Origin of the sequence: Sphingobacterium sp. SG20118 (assembly GCF_044740685.1) — a bacterium.
Lineage (GTDB): Bacteria > Bacteroidota > Bacteroidia > Sphingobacteriales > Sphingobacteriaceae > Sphingobacterium.
In genome coordinates, this window is record NZ_CP172826.1 from 3,496,424 (window position 1) to 3,517,453 (window position 21,030).

The 21,030-nt window shown below is 37.8% G+C and carries 17 protein-coding genes; all 17 read right to left on the bottom strand.

Annotation, left to right across the window (positions count from 1 at the left end; translation table 11 throughout):
* Window positions 1–6 precede the first annotated feature (6 nt).
* The 17 genes from ACFX5U_RS16120 to ACFX5U_RS16200 all read right to left on the bottom strand — a co-directional run bounded on the left by ACFX5U_RS16120 (window position 7) and on the right by ACFX5U_RS16200 (window position 21,020).
* Window positions 7–2,766 carry a SusC/RagA family TonB-linked outer membrane protein gene (locus ACFX5U_RS16120; protein ID WP_400261431.1) on the bottom strand — a complete coding sequence of 920 codons (2,760 nt, stop codon included), beginning with the start codon at window positions 2,764–2,766 and terminating at the stop codon, window positions 7–9.
* Entirely contained in the window at window positions 2,756–3,280 is a 525-nt protein-coding gene (locus ACFX5U_RS16125) for a carboxypeptidase-like regulatory domain-containing protein (RefSeq protein WP_400261432.1), read from the bottom strand. The genes ACFX5U_RS16120 and ACFX5U_RS16125 overlap by 11 nt, the downstream gene beginning before the upstream one ends.
* 185 nt (window positions 3,281–3,465) lie before the next feature.
* A complete protein-coding gene (locus ACFX5U_RS16130; protein ID WP_400261433.1) occupies window positions 3,466–4,677 on the bottom strand; it encodes a FecR family protein in 1,212 nt (403 codons plus the stop codon).
* A gap of 59 nt (window positions 4,678–4,736) precedes the next feature.
* Window positions 4,737–5,312 carry an RNA polymerase sigma factor gene (locus tag ACFX5U_RS16135; protein ID WP_400261434.1) on the bottom strand — a complete coding sequence of 192 codons (576 nt, stop codon included), beginning with the start codon at window positions 5,310–5,312 and terminating at the stop codon, window positions 4,737–4,739.
* Window positions 5,313–5,800: 488 nt separating this feature from the next.
* Window positions 5,801–6,649 (bottom strand): metallophosphoesterase family protein, encoded by an 849-nt coding sequence (locus ACFX5U_RS16140; protein ID WP_400261435.1) that lies wholly within the window; start codon window positions 6,647–6,649, stop codon window positions 5,801–5,803.
* A 64-nt stretch (window positions 6,650–6,713) separates the two neighbouring features.
* Window positions 6,714–8,510 (bottom strand): hypothetical protein, encoded by a 1,797-nt coding sequence (locus ACFX5U_RS16145; RefSeq protein WP_400261436.1) that lies wholly within the window; start codon window positions 8,508–8,510, stop codon window positions 6,714–6,716.
* Window positions 8,416–9,273, bottom strand: coding sequence for a hypothetical protein (locus ACFX5U_RS16150; RefSeq protein WP_400261437.1), 858 nt, complete (start codon window positions 9,271–9,273; stop codon window positions 8,416–8,418). The genes ACFX5U_RS16145 and ACFX5U_RS16150 overlap by 95 nt, the downstream gene beginning before the upstream one ends.
* 278 nt (window positions 9,274–9,551) lie before the next feature.
* Window positions 9,552–10,235 carry an ATP-binding cassette domain-containing protein gene (locus ACFX5U_RS16155; RefSeq protein ID WP_400261438.1) on the bottom strand — a complete coding sequence of 228 codons (684 nt, stop codon included), beginning with the start codon at window positions 10,233–10,235 and terminating at the stop codon, window positions 9,552–9,554.
* Complete coding sequence (locus ACFX5U_RS16160) at window positions 10,223–10,540, bottom strand: hypothetical protein (protein ID WP_400261439.1); 318 nt, start codon at window positions 10,538–10,540, stop codon at window positions 10,223–10,225. Before ACFX5U_RS16160 ends, ACFX5U_RS16155 begins: the two co-directional genes overlap by 13 nt.
* 193 nt (window positions 10,541–10,733) lie before the next feature.
* A complete protein-coding gene (locus tag ACFX5U_RS16165) occupies window positions 10,734–13,409 on the bottom strand; it encodes a hypothetical protein (RefSeq protein WP_400261440.1) in 2,676 nt (891 codons plus the stop codon).
* A 242-nt stretch (window positions 13,410–13,651) separates the two neighbouring features.
* The gene (locus ACFX5U_RS16170; RefSeq protein ID WP_400261441.1) at window positions 13,652–14,839 is read right to left on the bottom strand and encodes a metallophosphoesterase; all 1,188 of its coding nucleotides are present in this window, start codon (window positions 14,837–14,839) and stop codon (window positions 13,652–13,654) included.
* A gap of 193 nt (window positions 14,840–15,032) precedes the next feature.
* Entirely contained in the window at window positions 15,033–16,664 is a 1,632-nt protein-coding gene (locus tag ACFX5U_RS16175) for a PepSY-associated TM helix domain-containing protein (protein WP_400261442.1), read from the bottom strand.
* Window positions 16,665–16,673: 9 nt separating this feature from the next.
* Complete coding sequence (locus tag ACFX5U_RS16180) at window positions 16,674–16,955, bottom strand: hypothetical protein (protein WP_280566002.1); 282 nt, start codon at window positions 16,953–16,955, stop codon at window positions 16,674–16,676.
* Window positions 16,956–16,958: 3 nt separating this feature from the next.
* On the bottom strand, window positions 16,959–17,243 hold the full coding sequence (locus tag ACFX5U_RS16185; protein WP_400261443.1) for a hypothetical protein: 285 nt from the start codon (window positions 17,241–17,243) through the stop codon (window positions 16,959–16,961).
* A gap of 157 nt (window positions 17,244–17,400) precedes the next feature.
* A complete protein-coding gene (locus ACFX5U_RS16190) occupies window positions 17,401–18,621 on the bottom strand; it encodes a DUF4374 domain-containing protein (RefSeq protein WP_400261444.1) in 1,221 nt (406 codons plus the stop codon).
* 61 nt (window positions 18,622–18,682) lie between these two features.
* On the bottom strand, window positions 18,683–20,482 hold the full coding sequence (locus ACFX5U_RS16195) for a TonB-dependent receptor domain-containing protein (RefSeq protein ID WP_400261445.1): 1,800 nt from the start codon (window positions 20,480–20,482) through the stop codon (window positions 18,683–18,685).
* A gap of 31 nt (window positions 20,483–20,513) precedes the next feature.
* Window positions 20,514–21,020, bottom strand: coding sequence for a carboxypeptidase-like regulatory domain-containing protein (locus ACFX5U_RS16200; RefSeq protein WP_400261446.1), 507 nt, complete (start codon window positions 21,018–21,020; stop codon window positions 20,514–20,516).
* Window positions 21,021–21,030: the final 10 nt, after the last annotated feature.

Genomic DNA, 21,030 nt, shown 5'->3' on the forward strand with positions numbered 1-21,030 from the left:
AGACCGTTAAAAAGTAAGATTTAATCCTATAGAATGTGTTGATACCTGTGGATAATGCGAGCCTCCTCCTGAGGGTGATTCGGGATCAACATTGACAGGTAAACTATTAAAATTTAACAAGTTTTCTCCAGAATAAAATATTTTAGCTCTGGTAATGTTTGCCTTTTTCAACCACTCTTCGGGTAAACTGTAACCCAACTGAATATTTTTAATGCGTAGATAGTTTGCTTTGGAAATCCAAAATGAAGAAATTGTATTTGGCAGACTATTAGAGCGGCCAGCCTCTGCTACTCGAGGAAACTTCCCTGAGGTATGTTCTGGCGACCAAGCGTCAAACCAAGCCGTAGCAGGGTGTCCTGTATCACCTGAGAAATCACCATATACCTCATTGCTGAAATAACGATGTACGCCCGACACACCCTGCGCAAATACGGATAGGTCAAACTGCTTCCAGCTTGTCGAGAGATTTAATCCATAAGTAACCTTAGGCTGTTCTGCTCCCACGATAATGCGATCTGCTGCATTCAGTTTTCCATCATTATTCATATCTTTATAACGAATATCACCTGGTTCAAACTTATTACCGAACGGATTTCCAAATTTGGTTGTAAAATCATCTGCTTCTCCCTGACTTTGAAAAAGCCCATCTGCGAAGTAGCCATAAAAAGAATTGATCGCATTTCCAACGCGATTGATTGAGTAGCCATTGATCATCTCATTCACACCACCTAAATCTAATATCTCATTCTTATTAAATGCGATATTACCTGATGCTGTGAGACTCCAGTCATTCCATTTCTTACGGTATGTAGAAGAAAATTCTATTCCAGAGTTACGCATAGAACCTACATTGTCTTTATAAGCACCCAAACCAAAGCTTCCCGGTACCGGAACATCCATAATGATACCTTTCGTTTTACGTTGATAAAAATCGACCGTAAAATCTAACTGCGAGAACAATCTAAAATCAAGGCCTATGCCCGTGTTTTCAGAGCGCTCCCATGAAATGGTCGATAATTTATGTGAACGCTGCCCAATTCCAGTCAAGACATTCCCATCAAACGGATAATTGGTGCCGATACCATAAGTGACCAACCACGGGTAAAAATCGTCTAATGCTTCTTGATTACCCAATTGTCCCCATGATCCTCTAATTTTTAAAGAAGATAGCCACGATGTAGTCCCTGCCATAAAATCTTCTTCAGACACTACCCACCCTGCAGATAAAGATGGGAAATAGCCCCAACGATTGTCTGGACTAAAACGAGATGAAGCATCTGCTCTAAAGTTCGCTTCGAATAAATACTTACCTGCATAATCGTAATTGATACGACCAAAATAGGACATCATGGCCAATTCACGCGTATAGCCATTTGCCTTTTGGGTAACTAATGTTCCTGCATCAATATTATTCATATCATTATTTGGAAATCCCTCTCGATAAGCACGGTTGTACTTACTGTTGTATTTTTCCATATGATAACCTAACAATCCTTTGATATGGTGTTGCCCTATCTGTTTATCATAATTAGCAAGAAGGTCTAAAGAAGAACGATTCCAAAGGGTTGTGCTCTCATCCAAAGAATTGGGACCATGGTATTTTGAAGAATTGTACTGAATATCTTTTACAAACTCCGAGCGGTCTTGTATGTTGGAAATATAAGCTCCTTGTGCGGTTAAGGTTAAATCTTGAATAGGCTTATAATCTAAGGCCAATATTCCAGAAAAATTTTGATTTTTACTAATCACAGATTGATCCAGATCTAACCAAGCAATCGGATTTCCATCACCAATGGTACCATAGCTACCATCTTCATAACGATAAGGTATCCAAGGTGCAATTCGATTCAATTGGCGAATAATGTCTCCAGATCCACCACTCGAATAAGAACTCGTTGGATCTGTAGTCCGATTGTTGATATAAGCCATATTAGCACGTACTTGTACCTGTTCATTCACCTGAGCATCCAAATTAGTGCGTAGATTGAACTGATCTCTTCCACTATGTCTCAAGACACCTGTCTGATCCAACAAGCCTGTGGAAACCATATACTTTACTTTTTCAACACCACCAGATAGGTTGACATTGTGTTGGTGCATAAAGCCACTTCCATTATACCCGAGGTCGTTCCAGTTGGTATTAGGATAGTTGTACGGATCACTGCCATCTTTGAACTTAGCAATTTCTTCCTTAGAAAAGCGCGGAGCTTTACCACTCACTTCCAAAGCACGGTTATAATACGTCGCAGCATCTGCCGAATTCATCCGCTCGACAAAGCCAGTAGCATCTTGCCAACCCATATAACCATTATAAGAAACACTTGACTTACCCGCTACTCCACGCTTAGTGGTAATCAAAATCACACCATTTGCTGCCTTAGAACCGTAAATAGCGGCTGAAGCAGCGTCTTTCAATACGGAGATAGATGCGATATCATTAGGATCTAGCTGATCCATAGTTCCCGATTCGAAACCATCAATTAAAATATAAGGGTCGGCATTATTTAAAGTTCCGACACCACGTATACGGATGCTGCCTCCAGCACCTGGACGCCCTTGACCAGACGTTACTGTTAACCCTGGTACTAAACCCTGCAAAGCGGAAGAAGCTGTAGTAATTGGACGTTCGGCAAGGTCACTACTCGAAACCGTTGCCACTGAACCAGTCAAATTTATTTTCTTGCTCGTTCCGTAACCTACAACCACTGCCGCCTCCAAAGTCTGTATCTGTTCCTCTAACACAATAGAAAGGACGCTAGTTTCCACTCACTTTCTGCTCCGCATTACTGAATCCAATATATTTGAATTGTAGGATATCGTCTTTTGCAACTTCAATTGAAAACTCTCCAAGTTCGTTAGTCAACGTACCCTGACTTTTCCCCTTTATAGTAACGGAAACCCCTACTAAAGGCTTGCCTAGTTGATCAACAACTCTCCCTTTTTGAAGTATTACATTTACAACATTAATAGTGGAGCTAAATGGAATTTTACGGAGTATGATATTTTTATCTACAATGCTAAAGTCCAATTGTTCTTCGATCAAAATTTCTTCCAGAACTTGCTTAAAGGGCATGTTTTTGTATTTGACATCAATTCTCTTCTGGCTACTGAATAGCCCCTCATTATAGAAGATATTATATCCACTTTGTTTTTGGATATCATTCAGAACAACAGATAACTTGACATTCCTTTTATCTAACGTTACATGTTGTCCGTAAGTCAATGCGTTGACCTGAAGACTTGTCGCCAGTAATAATGGGATAGCTAATGATAATTTCATAGCGATTGGAATTTTAGGAAATAGGAACCTACTTCCGGTAAACGGAACGTCCCGATTTTTTTCGTAATTTTGCATACGGTTGATTATTTTTTATAACAGATTAATTTTTCGATCACTTGTCCTAATGAGGACTTTTAATTCTCAGGAGCGCTGGAACGCTTCTGAGAACTTAAACATGGTAAATATTATTTCATGACATACACCTTCCTTTCTTTCACTTCAAAAGTGAACCCTCCTGTCAAAGAGATGGTCTTCAACAATTTATTGATATCAGAATACTTGGAAATAGCACCTGAAAAATAAACATCTTTGAAATTACCTTGAAATATAATTTCAACATCATACCAACGTCCGATCGCTGACATCACCTCGTGCAATGAAGCATTTTTGAATGCAAAATTCCCATTCTTCCAAGCAACTGCGTTGTAGGGGTCTACTTTTGATTGCGTGTAGTGTTGAGCTTCTCCATCATATACGGCTTGTTCATTAGGCATTAAAACTTTCGAGTCCAAATTACTATTGTTGAAATGCAATTGAACCTTACCACTGACCAAAGTTGTGACGACTTGTTTTCCGTAACTATTGATATTAAATTGGGTTCCTAAGACTTCTAATCGCTGTTGACCTGTTTGTACGACAAAAGGTACTTTGCGACCATTATAGTATTGTTCAGCGACATCAAAATAAGCTTCACCGGTTAACACTACATCTCTCTGATGACCTGCAAATACTATTGGATACTTAAATGTGGTAGAGGCATTTAACCAGACTTTAGACCCATCTGATAATATTACTTTATACTCCCCCCCTTTTGGGGTAACGATGGTGTTATAAACTAACTTATTGGTATGTGCTATGGTCGGATTTATTTGATATGAAATTTGGCCATCTTTAGTCTTGATGATGGAAAATTCATCGGTAGTAATGACTGTATCTCCTCTCAGTTTGTCCAAATCAATCACTTTACCATCTCCCAGAATAATACTGGCTCGTTCTGTACCCGGGACAATAGTAGCAGCCAACGTTACAACTGGAAGTGGTTTTTCCCTATTTTGATTTTGGGTACGATATATCCATAGTCCAATAAAACCAAAACAAAGTATAGCAGCAGCGATGCTGATCTTTTTCAGATTAATGAGTGGTCTCTGTTTTATTTCTTCTGGTGATTGGTTAAAGTGAACCCTTTCATCGGAAACAATTTGTGTATATATCTTAGATGCTAAATCTTCGCCATTTAGTTCATGTCTATAATCGAGCCCCTCTTCCCAGAGTTCCTCCATTATCATCTGAAAATCAGGGTCATCTTTTAATAAAGTCAATGCAATAATCTCTTGCTGACTTGCTTGACCGTTTTGATATTTCTTGATTAACCTTTTAAATTCTTCTTTTTTTGACATGCTGTATAAGTGCTTTCATCTATATACTCGCACAACTCAATCAAAAGTACCAACGGAAATTAAAAAATAATAAAAAAAAGTATGAGGATGATTTTTTCCATTCGAAGACGCACGTATTTATTAGCTAAATAAAGATGATTGCGTACAGTGGTTTTAGATAACCCCGAATGAGCAGCAATTTCATCATAAGATTGATCTTCCAACTTATTCATGCGATAAATTAACTGCTGTTGTGGTGGTAATTCTTCTATAACTGCGGTCCATAAATTATTTAATTCCCTTATACACAATTCCTGTTGTGTGTTTTCAGAAGATTCGGACCAATGATGAACCAATTCTTGTTCAAATCGCAAATTCACCAAACGTCTTCTAAAATTAGTAATGGCCAAACGTTTTGCAACGGTATGTAAAAAAGGATAAATAGCAGCTATCTCTAGTATATCATTTCTTTTCAAAAACAATTGAATAAAGGCCTCTTGCGTAATCTCTTCGGCTTCTTCTATGCTAGAACAAAATTGGGATGCTTTACGAAATATAATGGGTTGACATTGGTTGAAGATTGTTCGAAAAGCCACCTCTCTTCCCTCTTTAAAAGATAAAAACTCGCCTATTGTGAGTTCTAAAAAATTCATCATTTATTATAATTAGGTCTAATGTATTACAAAGGAACAATACAGTTATTAAACCTACATAATTTTAATGTTAATTCAAATACACGAAATAAACAAAACCTTGAAAATAACACGATTATTCAAAGAATAAACTAACCTTATTTCAACATGTATGTAGTGTGCTGGAAAAGTGCGATGACTATTCACCAAATAATCTGGTTCGAAGTTCTTCTATGGAAAGGCTTGCTCCCTTAGCTGGGTAAGCTATAGTCCAATATTCTTAAATTCTAAAACAATAGCCATCGCTTTTCCAGGTTCGTCCTACTCAATATCTTTGCTTTTCAGCTTTAACAAATAAATATTCTTAGTGTCCATAATATTGCTCATTCGATAATTGATTTTAGTAGTTATACAGAAATTGCGATAAAGGTTGCTAATTAATCGGCAATAAATAATCATAAAAAAAGCCTCTTCCATTAAAGAAGAGGCTTTGATAATATATGAGATAATTTTTATTTACCATTAACAGTCCATCCGTAGTCAACGTATTCCCATTTGAACTTGTCGCCATTGACATCCACTTTAAGATAACCTTCTTGTGTACCATGGAAAGGGCCGCCCCACCAGCTTGCACATAGTGCACCAGCTGTGATAAACTGTACTCCCTTTACCTTAATCTCTTCGTATAGGTGTTGATGTCCCTGCAGAACCAATTTCAGATTATGGTTTCCAAAAAGATCAAATATTGCCTTCTGATTGGCAAAGGTATCAGCATCTGTATAGCGTCCTTCCAATACGGGGTAGTAAAGCGATAAGAAAGGTACGTGTGCAACAACTACGATAGGTTGGTTTTTTGGTGTACTCGCTAACACTTGCTCTAACCAAACTTTTTGCTCGTCATCGACACAATATTTACCATTGCAGATCTGAGCTGAATTAAGAACAATAAAACGCCATCCTTTATGCTCAAAACTATAATAACTTTTACCAAAGAATGATTCAAATAATCCAGCCCCACTTTTACCTTCATAATGCCAATAGCGATCATGATTGCCAATGGCATAGTAATATTTCATTTTCGAAGCATCTATTTGATCCTTATATTTCTGAAACATACTCTTCGCCTTTGGAAGTTGATCTGCTTTGTAAGCGTCGACATCCACATTATCACCACCCGACAAAATAAAATCTACCTTTTTAGATTTTGCATTTGTAAGCGCTACGCCTAGCGCTTCAAAACTTTTGGTCTCTTCACTCGTGTTGAGATGTAAATCTGTAAAAAATGCAAAGGAAAATTTTTCCTGAGCCTGTGCTAAAAAACTAGCAACGATCATACCGATCATTAAAAAAATTGATTTCATATCTCTTATTATTTCCAACCAAATACTTGTTTCAAATTCGGATTCAAGATTATCTCTTTTTTCCTTAATATAATCTTAGGGTCTGTCTACGTGTATCATTGGACAGTGGCCATAAAACATCATTAGCGGCATGATAATCATTTGCATCGACCTTACGCTCCAGAAGAATATGACCTTCAAACTGATCGGCACGATCAAATGTTATTTCGATATCCTGACCTTTGTACCGCATCAGATCAAAACTATTCATGAACCAATCTTTTGCATCCGAAAGTACCATACCCGCTTTTGCATAACCTGCAAAGGCATTCAATTTTGCTTTTTCCGATTTCGTAGGTATCTGAACTTCTCCATTGATACGTACCTGAACGTCGTGTGGCCAGCCAATAACCAATAGCTCTGCCCTGTCTTTCACATCTACAGGTACCTGCAACTTCGTACTGACTTGTTGTGTTCCTTTTTCGGTTTTGAACTCCAGATCTGAAGCTGCATATTTAGCTGATGGTCCTGTTCCTTCCTTAAACTCCAAGGCCATTGTTGAATACCCTGGCACCTCAACCTCCACTATTTTCCCAGATTTAAACATTTTGGGATATACACTACGATATGGATAAACTACTTGTGCATGAAAGGTCTTGTTTTTACCTGCCGAGAACCCTACTGTTTCATCAAAGGGAATTCGGATGGTCTGCGTTTCAGCAGTGGGATTTCTGACTGTCAACACTCCTTGATTACCTTCCCACCCGATATAACCATATACTGCTCCTTCATCTGGACGTCCACCAACATAAAATGTCTTATTAAGGGCATGACGATGCTTCTTAGCCCAATTATCTACCAGACATAATACCTTCCATTCATCATCCGTCATAGAAGGAGCCGAGATATACCATTCTTTTAACAAAGTACCACGACCATAATGCATCAAGGCATAGTCCATCCAGTCCTGCAGTGTTTCATTTTCGGAGGCATCTCCGGTTTTCACCACACCATGTGTCATGATTCGCGATATTGGTACCAAAGGACGATCGGAAGAGCTTCCCCACATACGTGCGAAATACGCATCGCGGTCAGTCGATTTCATAGCCCATTTGGACAATTCGGGCCAGTTGGCATTCATCCCATCATCACCAGCCAGCAACCATAAATAGTCAGAATAAACCAGCCAATAAGGTGAAAACCAAACCCAGTTCGTCAAATTTTGAATAATATCTGGCTTCGCTTCACGCGTAGCCAGCAACACATCAATCTGTGCATCCAAATTGGCTTCATGTCCATGTCTATCCGTACCCGGATGATTATTACCGATACTCTTATCCGATAGATCATTAAAATCATGCTTATAATAGACCAGATTCAACTCTTTAGCAATAGCGGGAATCTTTTTCATGACCTCATCCTTGTACTTAGTAGCACTTAAACTATAATAACGACCATATTGCGAAAAATATTCATTACGTACCGCTTCGGCATATCCTTCCGATTTCCCCCAATCAATATTATTCGTGTAACCCGAAATCGACAACCATAATCCGAAGTCTACTCCCTCTTTTTTCAACTTATCTTTCAACAGTTTGACATCTGCCATGCCATTCGGAAAATAGCGAGGCGAGGGCTCCCATATGGATTTTCTATCCTGCCAACCGTCGTCTGCCACCATAGCATCCATTTTCACACCATAAGGTTCAATTGCTTTTTTGAAACTACGGTACACATTGAGCAACCCATCACCGCTCAAATCTTTAGCGGTTGCATCAAACCAATTATTATAGTGTAAAAACGAACGTGGAGCTTTCCACATCGTCGATAGATACTCCATAAAAGACTGTTGAATGGAAAGGCCATCTTGGATAGAAACCAACCGCAGCTATTTTACTAGCAATAGTAAATCTTCCATCAGTATCTTGTTTGGCAAAACCTGGAAAATGCATCAAGCGCATTGCACCATCTTTTGCATCTGGTTCGATATCGCGTCCTTCCAAATCGATGAAACTATAATTTCCAACTTTTTCAAAATGACGCGCGTCCGCAACAGGTAAATTGCCATTGGTATGTCTACTATGTGCAGCTGGATACTCTAAACCGAAAAACCAAGCATCGTCAATAAATACAGGTTCACCTCGGCCACCACCCGTCGCATTTTTATGGATGTACATGCGTTCTACTTCCAGACGGTCTACGGTAACTTTTTTGGCGTATGATAACTTTAACCTTTTCCTTGTAAAGCGCTCGCCCGCTACAAGATAGTAGCTAATCTTCAACTCTTGAGGAATTTCAGCAATTTGCTTAAACTCATCCTTGGGACGATAACTGATTTCCAAGAAAGAGGTGTCGCCTTTGGTAAACTCCTGAGGTGCATCTACGGCTTTAAAAGCATTGATGGTGTACCCATTATTTTGCGTCATCGGGAGAATATGAAATTCATCACTTGTTACTTTAAGCTTCCTTTTATGGTCCACATCCGTAAACATAGTTGTCCGCCAAACCTCTCCATCAAAGGTCAGCGTACGCTGTATCAGATTATTTTTCAACATGATCTGTTGTGCCATACCGTTGCTACAGAAGAGCATTACGCCACAAAACAGGGGAACTCTCAAAATGATATTTCTTTTCAATAATTTCATACTAATATTTAACTGGTTTGGTATTTAGGCTATTCTGCTGGTATCACACCTCACTAAAATAACAGCAGACACTTTTTCTTTCCACTTATCACATGAAAAGTCCTCATCTATATGATTCATGAAGAAATTTGATTTCAGTGATAAGAGATTAATACAAGTAAAGGACGATTGACCAGTGCTTTACCCTAGTCATTCGAGACACCAACCAGCGGTTTCTCTGGATTTCACCATTATACTGTCAAAAGGTATTATTTCCAACTCCCTCCATTACCGCAACATCAATCCTTATCAAATGTGCCAATGGGTACATAGAAAAATTCGAGCTCTTTCTTATGATGGATTTGACGACAAGTTCCATTCTGTAATAAAACGACTTGAGTTGCTATGTCCAACACATCTCTATAATTGTGGTCTGAAATCACAAAGCCTTTTTTATCTTTAAACTTCAGAATCAATGCTGTAATATGCTGTTTATAGATCGGTTCAAGACCAGAGAAGGGCTCATCTAAAAGAAGAAAATCACTTGGCTGACAGATCAGTAAATAGACCTCTAGGTATCGTCGCTCTCCCCCTGACAACTGATACACTTTCTTATCCTGTAGCGTTTGGATCCGAACATCATTTAAGACCATATTTCTCATGCTTCTATCATCAACTAGAAGTCTGATCAAATCGGAAACTTTTTCATTAGTAGGTAGAAAAGAATCTTGAGATAAATAACCAACTTGACCTGACCAATAGGCTCTATTGATTCTCTTACCATTAACCAGAATATAACTATGCTGTGCCTTTATACTTCCGAATATAATTTTCAAAAAGGTAGATTTACCACAACCATTACGTCCTAAAAGAGCGATAACATCCCCTACCCGACACTTCAAATAAGCTCCGGTCAATACTGGATGACTACCAAAATAGCTAAACTGTACGGAGTCTACATACAATTCTTTTACCTCATCCATAGCTTCTGTACACTATAAAAAACAATACCCACTAATAGTAGATTGAACAAAAAACCAAATAGATAAAAACGAGAAAAAGAAAAACCCATATTATAATACATATACTTAGTTCGTTTTTCTGTAAAATGTAATGCTAATACCGTCAAAGCATAGCCTCCACTGATGAAAACAAATGAAAATGTGTTGAAAAATGCAATACTGTCTGAAGGGTTTGGAAAAGTAATAAAAGCTGCAATAAAACCAGAAAGGATAAGATTTCTCCAAAATAGTTTTTTATAATAGTACCAGTAAATTCTAGGATTCATCAGTTTATTTTGAGTAGTCTTTGTAATACGAATAGTATACATTGGATTGTACTAAAGCTAATGCATACCCAATGGTTTATAATGTTACATCAAACATATTAAAAAATTAACAATCAAGATGTTAAAAAACTCTAAATAAAAAAAAGCTACGTCTCGCAAGACGTAGCTTTCCATAAACATATAATTACTAAACTTACTTTTGTTTTTCAAGAAAAGCGACCAAAGAAGCGAACTCTTCAACTGTTAATGAATTTGCCAAACCTGCTGGCATCATAGAATTGCTCATTTCTTTTCTAGTTGCGATATTATTCTTTTTAACAGTCGTAACCGAACCAGCGATATCTCTCAATACAACTTGATCTGCTGTTTCTTTTGTTACAAAACCCATAAAACTCTTTTTATCCTTGGTACTGATCAACACCGTTGAAAAACCTTGAGATATAGAAGCATTAGGTTTCAAAATAGATTCTGCAATTTGCTCACGATTCATGATTGCCCCAATCTGTCCCATAAATGGTCCTTTCATCGTTTCACTTTTGCTAACACTATGACAAGCATAACATCCTTGTTTTGTAAATAATGCTTTTCCTTTTACAGGATCACCTTTGATTTTAGAGATCGCTATCAAGATATCTTCGATAGAAGTTTTACCAACTTGTCCTTTTTGGTTTTTGATTTTATTTAAATCAACTTTTTTCTCTGCCACTTCTTTTACAGCAACTTCTTTCTTTACGATATTGAAAGCAGCGATTTCCATGCGGAACTTATCATTCAGATCTGCAAAAAACTGTTTTTTTGAAGCTCCAGCCTTTACGCTTTCCGCTTTTAAAAATTTCTCTATTGCTGGAGAAGATTCCCAAACGATACCTTTGTAGTATGGTCCGTGTGAATCTGGACGAGTACCCCACCACCATGATGCATCATAAGCCGCTTCTTTTTTATACAAACGAGCTAGCGTTACCAAAATTTTATCTTTCAACTTTTGGTCTTTAGATTTTCCATAAGCGGCAATCAATCCGTCAACTGCTCTAGCATCATGCATATAACGCATAGCCCACAACGCTAAATCAGGACTCTCTGTTCCCAAGAACCCAACACTTGGATTCACTGCATTCAAACGAACTAAAGCTTGTACTGCAAGATGAGAAGGTATAATCGCGGCATTAGGAACATGATGTGGTCCTTCTACTCCTTTTGCTGGTGCTACAAATGATGCCGGCACTGGTGTTTGTAATAGTGCATTTGCTGCCTCGACACGTCCAAGACGTCCTAAAGCTACTATAGAAGCCGTTTGCACACGTACCGATGGATCCTTTAAACCATCGATAAATGGATCGATTGGAACTTGATCCAATGTTCCTAGGCGGTCCGTCAATGCACGTAAAGCAAATTCACGGAGCTGATCTTCTTTTGCTAATGAAACTAAAGCCGGAATTCCTTTTTCTTTTGCAACTTGCGTATAGGTATAGATAGCTGCTACACGTGCACTTAATGCTAAACTCTTATCTTTTGCAATACCTAGTGTTGCTGATGCAACCTCATCAGCAGGTCTTGAAAGAAGTTCTTGTGAAGCATAAAATCGCGCTGTTGCGCTTCCTGATTTCAATAGATCAGTCAACTCTGCAACAGTAGATTTCTTCACATTAGGAAATGCTTTGTACGTCCATCCTTTTGGAACTGCACGAGCAACATAACCTTTATCTGGGTTCCCTGAGTATCCGGCACCATCCCAAGCTGCTAAGTATAATCTACCTGAACCATCTACATCCAAATCCGTGATTTGTGGCAATTTGATAAACTCTTCTTCTTTTTGAGTAAAACTTGATCCATCTGGAGTCACATGATGCATATAAAGGAAACTTCTTCCCCAATCTGCCATCATAGGTACTTTATTGTACTTTGCAGGCCAAGTATCTTCGTCCATAAATAAAGAACCTGTACCCGAACCACCACCTAACATGGCTAATGCAGGAATAATTTCTTCTGTAAAGTTTTGAAACAATAATGGATAACCGTACTCTCCAGATTGAATCTGATGCGAGAAACGAATATCCCATCCTCCGCCATCATTGGTATTATCCCGCGTAAAAATGTTCATATAAGGATCGATAGCTACGTCGTAAATATTACGTAAACCATGCGTATAGATTTCCATTTCTTTACCATCAGGACGTACGCGTAAAATACCTCCTCCTAACATCGTCAATTTTTTACCATCAGTACCTGTTGCATTGTGAAATCCAAAGTCACCAACGGCAATGTACATCCAGCCGTCAATACCCATTCTAATACCATTGGTCGCGTGGTCAGTACCGCGCTCTTGAATATATTTGGTATTGCTCAATCCGACAATAAGCGGTTTGGCTGCGCCATCGGCTATACCATCTTGATCCTTATCTTCAAAAACCACCAAATCCATTCCTGTAGCTATTCCTGACGAAGCATCGAATGTGGTATGTAGAACAAAGACTTGGTCTCCTAAGATAAATATACCTCTAGGATTATCAACACGAGCAAAATCGGTATGCTTATCCATTTTCCCATCATTGTCTGTATCGACAAATCGGCGGATGAAACCTTTGCCCATATCTTTTCCTAACGACCCGATCATATCAACACCAACATACACTTCACCCGTAGGCGCCACTGCTAAACAAGCTGGGCTTGGGGTAACATCTGCACCTGTAAAGGGAGTCATGATGAGATCTGCTGGCGCTCCTGATAAAGTTTTGACACTATCCTGCACCTGTTGTGCAGTCGAATAATTTGTGCTTTTTGTTGTTACTTTTTGTTGTTCAGGCTTTTCGACATTATTGGTAAAACCCAATAATATAGGAAAGAGAAACAATAGATTTAATGTCCTTTTCATTTTAAGGTATTAGATTGATTGATTATTGAGCAAATTACAATTATTGGATCAGATTGTTAGTATAATAGCAAGATTATTACGAAAGATTGAGCAGTATTTAATATTTCAGTTTGAAAATTTTCAATTTTTTGCTTTCATAAAACGTTCTTATGGTTAAAAAAATAAAAGCCATCTTCACCATCACAAAAAAGAGATTGTATTTTTTAATACAATCTCTTGATTCTTCAATAACTTGACCTACTTCATTTATCTTTAGTTCTTTTTAAGGTAAGAACCGTAATCTCAGGCCATACGCCTACCCTACCTTTAAGACCATGATAACCGAAACCTCTATTGACATAAAGGAATTTCCCGTCGCGTTGATATAGTCCTGCCCACTGCTTATAGAAATATTGGATGGGACTCCATTTAAAACCAAAGAGCTCAATTCCAAATTGCATGCCATGTGTATGCCCAGCCAGAGTCAGGTGCACATGCTTCTCATGATCTACAGTAACCGCATCCCAATGAGATGGGTCATGAGACATCAGGATCTTAAAAGAGTCTGCTGGTATAGCACCTGTAGCTTGATTGAGGTTACCGAATTGATGAAAACCGCCTTTGCCCCAATTCTCCACTCCAACTAAGGCAATACTTTGGCCATGTCTATGCAACAAGACTGCTTCGTTGAGTAACAATTTAAATCCCATTTCACGATGAATTTCTTTAACACGCAATAGATTAGCCTCTTTGAGTGAAGTGCTCGACCATTTGACATAATCGCCATAATCATGGTTTCCTAGAACAGAATACTTTCCATAAGGGGCTTTCAATGTCGTAAAAAGATCGATCCAGGAATCCATCTCTGAAGCCAAATTATTAACTAAATCTCCTGTGAACAACAGCAAATCACTATTTTGAGCATTCGCCAGGTCAATACCCTTCTGTACCCCTTTGATATTACTTAAACTACCAGAATGGATATCAGATAATTGTGTGATCGTAAAATTATCAAATGCTTCGGGTAAATCTGGAAAATAAAGAATCTCTTTTCTAACTCTATAAAAATGCCGACCCCGAGTCAATCCAAAAATAATAGCCAAAAAAACTGCACCCGCTAGTATAACGACAAGTTCACTGACGTAAAAAATTCGAGGTGGAAAATTACGGAATATCCGACCGATGTCTTCTAGTAATAGAATCGGAATGGAAAATAATTTTGGTATAAAAATAAGCAACATGGCTGTAATCAAGGTAGCTGCGTAACGCTGAATATCGCTGATACGTTGCCGAAGAATTACAGTGGCTATAATTGCAATAAGGACTAAAATATCTATAACCCAATAAATAACATGAATCAAGGAATTAGAAAAAAGTGTAACAATTGCTTGATAGAAGTAAATATCTCCTACCAAGAATAGTAATAAAATTAAAATAAGTCTCTGTGCCATATTCAACAAGCTCTGGAAGAATAAGGCGAATGCCGTGCCAAAACGGAAAAAGTATTAGAAAAACAATTGATACAGAGTGGCTGTGAAATGTTTTATCACTTCAAAATCTATCCCGTCGAGACAAGTAATCAAACATTAAGCGTCACCTCTTTCGGGAGATGACGCTTGATCAGAAATAATAACTAAAATTACGTTATTTCAATATTTTAAAAGATTTTGCTTGTTTCAATACTTTAAAAAAAGCAAAACCACATACCATGGACATCGTAATAAAAAGCATATCGATGAACAAAATATCATATGATTTTGTTTGGAAGGTATTCCAGACCCAAAGGTTTGTTGTTATCCCATTGACAACTGGCACAGCTAGACACAAAATGGTTGAGAAGATTAACGTATGCTTGTTTACTTTAGTTAGATCGCGTAACACTAATAAATAAATGATCATCACTACCCAACTATAGAAATAAAGACTATAGATAAAACTCTGATTAACAGTATCAGAAAATTTAATCACAATAAAGGTAAATGCAGTAATAGGCAGCATACTTAAGGACATGGAGATAAACAGATTTGCAGCCCAGAAATTAAACTTTCTCTTGTATGGTGGAATATTAGGTTTCTCCCTTGCTACCAGCCAAATCATAATACCGGAAGTGATCACTACACAGCCCAATAAACCGAGAACAAAATACAAAATGCGTAACGTGCGGCCGCCAAAGTCTCCAAAATGTAAGTGATAAACTAAACTTTTGACCCAATCGACATAGGTTGCGTCAGTTTCAGGAGATTTTAGTATGGACGGTGTTCCGTCAATAGCTTTCATGCGAACATAACCAGATCCTGCAAAATTTGCACTCGGCTTTGGTTTGGTTTCTAGCGCGATTTCCATACTTTTATCTCCATAATTGCGGATATACAGTCTCGAAATGTCCGATTCTGGCCATTCATCCATCCAGTGATTGACAAATGCGTTAACGTCCATTTTTTTAGGTAATGCCTGATAGCTATAAATTGCTTCCATGGGTCTGGTATACTGAAGCTCTTGATACAGCTTATCCTGATCACCATTAAAAATTAATTTACTAAAAGGTGAAATAAGGACATAGTTGACGATGAGAACAACACCCGTAATGGCGAATATCAATTGAAATGGAAATCCGATTACGCCCAAAATAGTATGCATATCAGTCCATACTGTTTTCCATTTACTCCAAGGTCTAAATAGAAAGAAATTATTTTTAATCTTATCCCAATGAAGAAACAACCCTGTTATCAAAGCAAAAAGAAATAAGAATGATACAATTCCAGCTAGAAGGTAACCAAAGGGCGTTCCCAATTGAATCGGAATTTGATTGAGTGGGGCTAAAAAATGTAATCGATATAAAAACTCACCTATATCATAGCCTTCATCATACGAACTCTGGGTTTTATCGACAAAAGAGTGTAAGAAATAGGCTGAATCCTCATTTTTCGCACCACGTCTCTTACGACCTTTTGATTTTTCAGTTTTTACTTCTGGTTTACTAATCGTTGTATCTTGAGAGATACTCATATTGACATAAGTCCCATGTCCCTGTCTCAATAAGTAGAAGTCAAAATTTCGACCCTGTAGGTTATACTTTGTACGCATAGAGTCGAGGATATAATTGAAATCTGCAGGAGCATCTACATTGCTTAATGATTTACCTTTTTGCCATGCGGCAATATCATCTTTAAAAAAGGAGAATGAACCAGCAAAAAAGATTACGTAAAGCAATGCTGCAATCACAATACCACTGATCGTGTGGGTATGAAAGTAAATATTGTATTTTCTTTTATCCATGGAATAAGGCTAATGATTGATAATATAAGGAAGAGAAAATAGTAAGGTAAGGCCAATATAAGTAAGTGCCAGACGTTCTAATTTAGGGTCTAAAAATGCCCAGAATAATAAAAATGCCCAAAGTAAGTATCCGGTAAAAAAAGCCGTAGCAATGACATTTTCAGGAGGAAACAGTTCTGTTAACAATACGTGAAAACTTATCATAACTGTGTAACCACCTATAGTTCCCAATAAAATGCGGCAAAGCCTTACCCAAGGAGATTTTGTTAAATATTTTTTATTAGCAGGCATACATTAATGGATAAATACTTCTATGAGAAATGAACATAAATAGACTCCCAATACCGCACGATAACCGAAGTAAGCAAAAGGAAAGAAAAAGACTATGAGACAAGCCATACACATCAAAATCACAACAAAAGCAAATATCCCACTCGCTACGCCAATGGTATAGATTGAGCAGACAATCGCCAAGAGGAACAGCGCTATAGCGATCACGCGTGATTGTTTTTTACGATTGGCTAGATAGTGCCAAAGTTTGGATTTATCCCTCCACGCAATACGTTTAGAAGTATTCATCCATAATAGGAATGCTATGAATAAAATAAAGCAAACAGTACTCATCATAATTAGAAAAAATAAAGGAAACAAAAGGATAGAAGCAGGAAACCTCAATGAGGTTTCCTTACGTTCTATCTACTATTGATATGAAACAATACTTGAAAACTTAATGTACCTATTGAACGCGTGTTACAGCAGTTATGGAACCCCCTTCAACCCTAAGGCCTTGTGTTGCTGCTGCGGAATTAGCATTGACTTTATATATATAACTCACCGCATCTGTTAAGGCTACACCTATATAAGCGTTGCCATCTTTTGCTGAGTAATTATTGTAAGTAACGGCTTTTATCTTATCCAAATCCGGCATGCCTGTCACATCTTTAAAGCTTTTATTGTACACGTCTACAATACCGATATGTTTACCATCAATATAACCGCCTTTTTCTGCTTTTGTGGTCATCTGAACGACAAATTTTCCTTGACCTACATAGGTCCAATTTGTAATATTTTTACCTGCACTGACTGCTTCAATATCAAAATAATATCCTTTATCGAACTCGCTAGCTCCTGATTTTATTCGTAAGATAGCAGAAGGTTTTTTCGACGTAATAGTTCCTCCTTTAGTGGCTACCGCAGATGAAAAGGCATAGACATCTCCTTGCTCATCCAAAGCTAATCCATCTCTAAAATAACGACCAATGTAGCTCATACGGTCATCTTTTATCACTTTATCCAATTTCATTTCTGGGTAAGAATATACAGCTACGTATGCACTATCTGGATAAGCAGTATCAAATGCAGCATTGCAACATGCCTGAACAGACATGTAAGGAGCATATACTTTATTTCCAACTTGTTTAATCCAGGTAAAAAATGCAGATTCACCATTTCCAGCTACTTTTTGTACATCTAAAGTTCCTTCACCAGCCAACAAGAGGTTATTGGTATTCAAACGATAGTAATTGGCCAATGGATTGGTCATATCGCGAGGAATTTTTAACATCAGGATATCCTCATTCACAGGTGCAAAAGCCTGTACTGTCTCGGTTACAAAATTGGATAGTCGTGTTAATTTACCGTCCACGATATTATAAGCAGTCACTGCCCCAGGATTTCCTTGACCATAAAGCATGGAGAAAAACTTATTATTGTGTGTCACATAATAGCGATAGGTTCCGTCTTGCTCAATCCCCTGTCCAGCTGTGGTTACCATACCCGATTCCAAATCTGGTGCTGTCAATAAATAATCTGCCACCCCATTCGAGGCTACAGGTGAGACAGTCAGCACATAATTTCCTTTAGGGGACTCTATCCCCTGTGTATCCTTATCGCTACAAGATATAGTCATAGTGGCTAATAAGGCTATGGCAATAGCGGATTTAATTGTATTTTTCATTTTAAAATTATTAATATTAAAAATTTGTTTTACGGTTTATTATAGAGATGAAATGTTTGTTTTATTGATGGTTGCGCTGAAAATAATAGCGTAAGTTGACTGCAAAAGAGCGTCCTGGTTTTTGAAGACTAAAATTGTCATACAGATTAGCATTGCCTAGATTACGACCTTCAAAACCAATATTATATTTACCGGAACCTAAGCTGTATACGATATTAACATCATGACTGAATTGTTTTGGAACTTGTTTTTTATCATCCGAGGCACTCCCTCGACTAGGCCAGTATAACCAGAAATCGTGCACGTATAATAAATTGTATCCAACTGTTAGTTTGTTACTCTTGCCTGAAAAATCAAAGAAGGAGACTGCAACATTAGCATTGCCAAATAGATAGGGAATATTGGGCATCTGGTCATTATAAACTGGACTCACCCCTGTATACCCTTCCTCATATTTCTGTTTATTCTGCAGATATTGATATGTTAATGAACCTCCGAAATTCAAAAAGCTTCTATAAGAATAATGGGCGTCGAGATCCCAACCACGTGTACTGACACCGTCACGATTATCAGCGACTAGCTTCGATTGATTGTTATTCAACCTGTTGTATATAAAGTCAAAAGAGTAACGATAGATGAGATTTCCAGCGACAGAAAAACGATGATCATCACCTTGCTTCCAGCCATACATAGCACCTAGATTTATATTATGGCTACGTTCAGGTTTTAGATTTCCATTAGCTTCTTGGTTTTCTAAATCACCAAAGATTTCATAAGACGTTGGCATCCTGTTGGTCATTTCATAAGATGCCTTTACTTGTAGATCCGACTGCAGAAAATAAGTTGATGCCATTCCATAACCAAATCGCGTTAATGATGTAGCCTCAGCTACGTCAAGTTTATTATTTTGTGTGATCATCTTTCCAAATACGGTTGTACTCCAATGATCTTTAACATCATAACTATATCCTAAACCCATGACATTTTTAATGGAGCGCTGGCCATGTTCATAGTTATTATTTTGAGGATTCAGTTCATCCTCTCCTTTCCTATTAAAGGTCGTAGCGACGTTGCTTAAGGCAAGAGATTGACGATCGGAAAGTTTGTAATTGACGGCTAAAGATGCGAGACCTTCATTGTTTTTATAGACATAAACTTGACGACTGCGCTCACCGTTAACTCCAGTTTCCTTGTAGTTGCCATACCAATCGTAGCGTCGGTTGAGGGTGTCAATATTCTTTTCTGTACCTAAATTAAAATTCGCATTTAACGTAACATCTAACCCTTTTATTAGATTATTTTTCTGATATTTTAAAGTTGGCATAATGGTGCTACCGCGACGGTGCCACCCTCCAAATACAGAAACCATACGTGCACCAGTTTGTATTTCTTTATAGTTTTCACCCAATGTAATACCTAGGAGAAGTTTATCTGCATAGCTTTTATTGGATACGCCTACCTGAGCAACTAGTGCTTCATTATGGTATTTATCATGAAAACGCTTTACTTTGACATTTTCTTCAATACCCCAGGTATTGGGATCTGAGAACATTGTAGTAACCGTATAATCGTTGTTAGAATAATTTTGATAGGCATTCAACAATACCATAAAACCATTTTTATTGGTGATTCCAGCATTTATGGCTGTACGGTGGGTATTAAAGGAACCATAAGAGTAAGATGCATCCAAAAAAGTACGTGGCTTAGTTGAAGTCACAATATTAACTGCTCCTCCTAATGCATCTGAACCTAACCAAATTGGAACAACCCCCTTATATACTTCTACTCGCTCGGCTAAATTGATCGGAATATTATTGATTTGAAAAGAAGTTCCAAAATTATCCATCGGAATGCCATCCAAAAAAAAGCGAATATGGCTACCAGAAAAGCCATTAAGTGTCAGACTGGTATTGGAAACCTACTCCACCTGACTCCCGTACACGTACACCAGCTACTTTATCCAGTGCATCTGCAATATTTAATGTTGAATTATATAATTTGGTTGCATCGATAGCGGTGACATTGTACGCCTGACGATTGATCTCTTTGACTTTTGTCAAGCCCATTACTTCAACCTCATTGATATTACGACTATCATCTTGCATTTCGATAATAATAGGAATGGTCAAATGATTAGACAAAATCACTTGTGGTCTGTTTACCGTAGTTTTACCAACTGCAGTAATTTGGATGTCAACCGTCGATTTGCTATTTGTGAATGAAAAATTTCCACTCTTATCCGCTCGGATGATCTGTCCGTCGATTTTTACAGTTGCGAAGGGCACTCCTTCCGTTGCGGATAGTACCTGCCCGCTATAACTTTTGGTATTATTTTGCGCTATGCTATTAAAAACACATAACGACATACCAATAGTCAATATTATTTTGCTATTTTGCATTGTCTTTTAA

Bases quoted from the DNA above. Each gene is read 5' to 3' on its own strand.
- ACFX5U_RS16180 (WP_280566002.1), bottom strand. From the start codon at position 16,955: ATGCCTGCTAATAAAAAATATTTAACAAAATCTCCTTGGGTAAGGCTT.
- ACFX5U_RS16165 (WP_400261440.1), bottom strand. From the start codon at position 13,409: ATGAAAAGGACATTAAATCTATTGTTTCTCTTTCCTATATTATTGGGT.
- ACFX5U_RS16125 (WP_400261432.1), bottom strand. From the start codon at position 3,280: ATGAAATTATCATTAGCTATCCCATTATTACTGGCGACAAGTCTTCAG.
- ACFX5U_RS16200 (WP_400261446.1), bottom strand. From the start codon at position 21,020: ATGCAAAATAGCAAAATAATATTGACTATTGGTATGTCGTTATGTGTT.
- ACFX5U_RS16135 (WP_400261434.1), bottom strand. From the start codon at position 5,312: ATGATGAATTTTTTAGAACTCACAATAGGCGAGTTTTTATCTTTTAAA.
- ACFX5U_RS16175 (WP_400261442.1), bottom strand. From the start codon at position 16,664: ATGGATAAAAGAAAATACAATATTTACTTTCATACCCACACGATCAGT.
- ACFX5U_RS16190 (WP_400261444.1), bottom strand. From the start codon at position 18,621: ATGAAAAATACAATTAAATCCGCTATTGCCATAGCCTTATTAGCCACT.
- ACFX5U_RS16150 (WP_400261437.1), bottom strand. From the start codon at position 9,273: ATGAAATTATTGAAAAGAAATATCATTTTGAGAGTTCCCCTGTTTTGT.
- ACFX5U_RS16155 (WP_400261438.1), bottom strand. From the start codon at position 10,235: ATGGATGAGGTAAAAGAATTGTATGTAGACTCCGTACAGTTTAGCTAT.
- ACFX5U_RS16140 (WP_400261435.1), bottom strand. From the start codon at position 6,649: ATGAAATCAATTTTTTTAATGATCGGTATGATCGTTGCTAGTTTTTTA.
- ACFX5U_RS16160 (WP_400261439.1), bottom strand. From the start codon at position 10,540: ATGAATCCTAGAATTTACTGGTACTATTATAAAAAACTATTTTGGAGA.
- ACFX5U_RS16170 (WP_400261441.1), bottom strand. From the start codon at position 14,839: ATGGCACAGAGACTTATTTTAATTTTATTACTATTCTTGGTAGGAGAT.
- ACFX5U_RS16130 (WP_400261433.1), bottom strand. From the start codon at position 4,677: ATGTCAAAAAAAGAAGAATTTAAAAGGTTAATCAAGAAATATCAAAAC.
- ACFX5U_RS16185 (WP_400261443.1), bottom strand. From the start codon at position 17,243: ATGAATACTTCTAAACGTATTGCGTGGAGGGATAAATCCAAACTTTGG.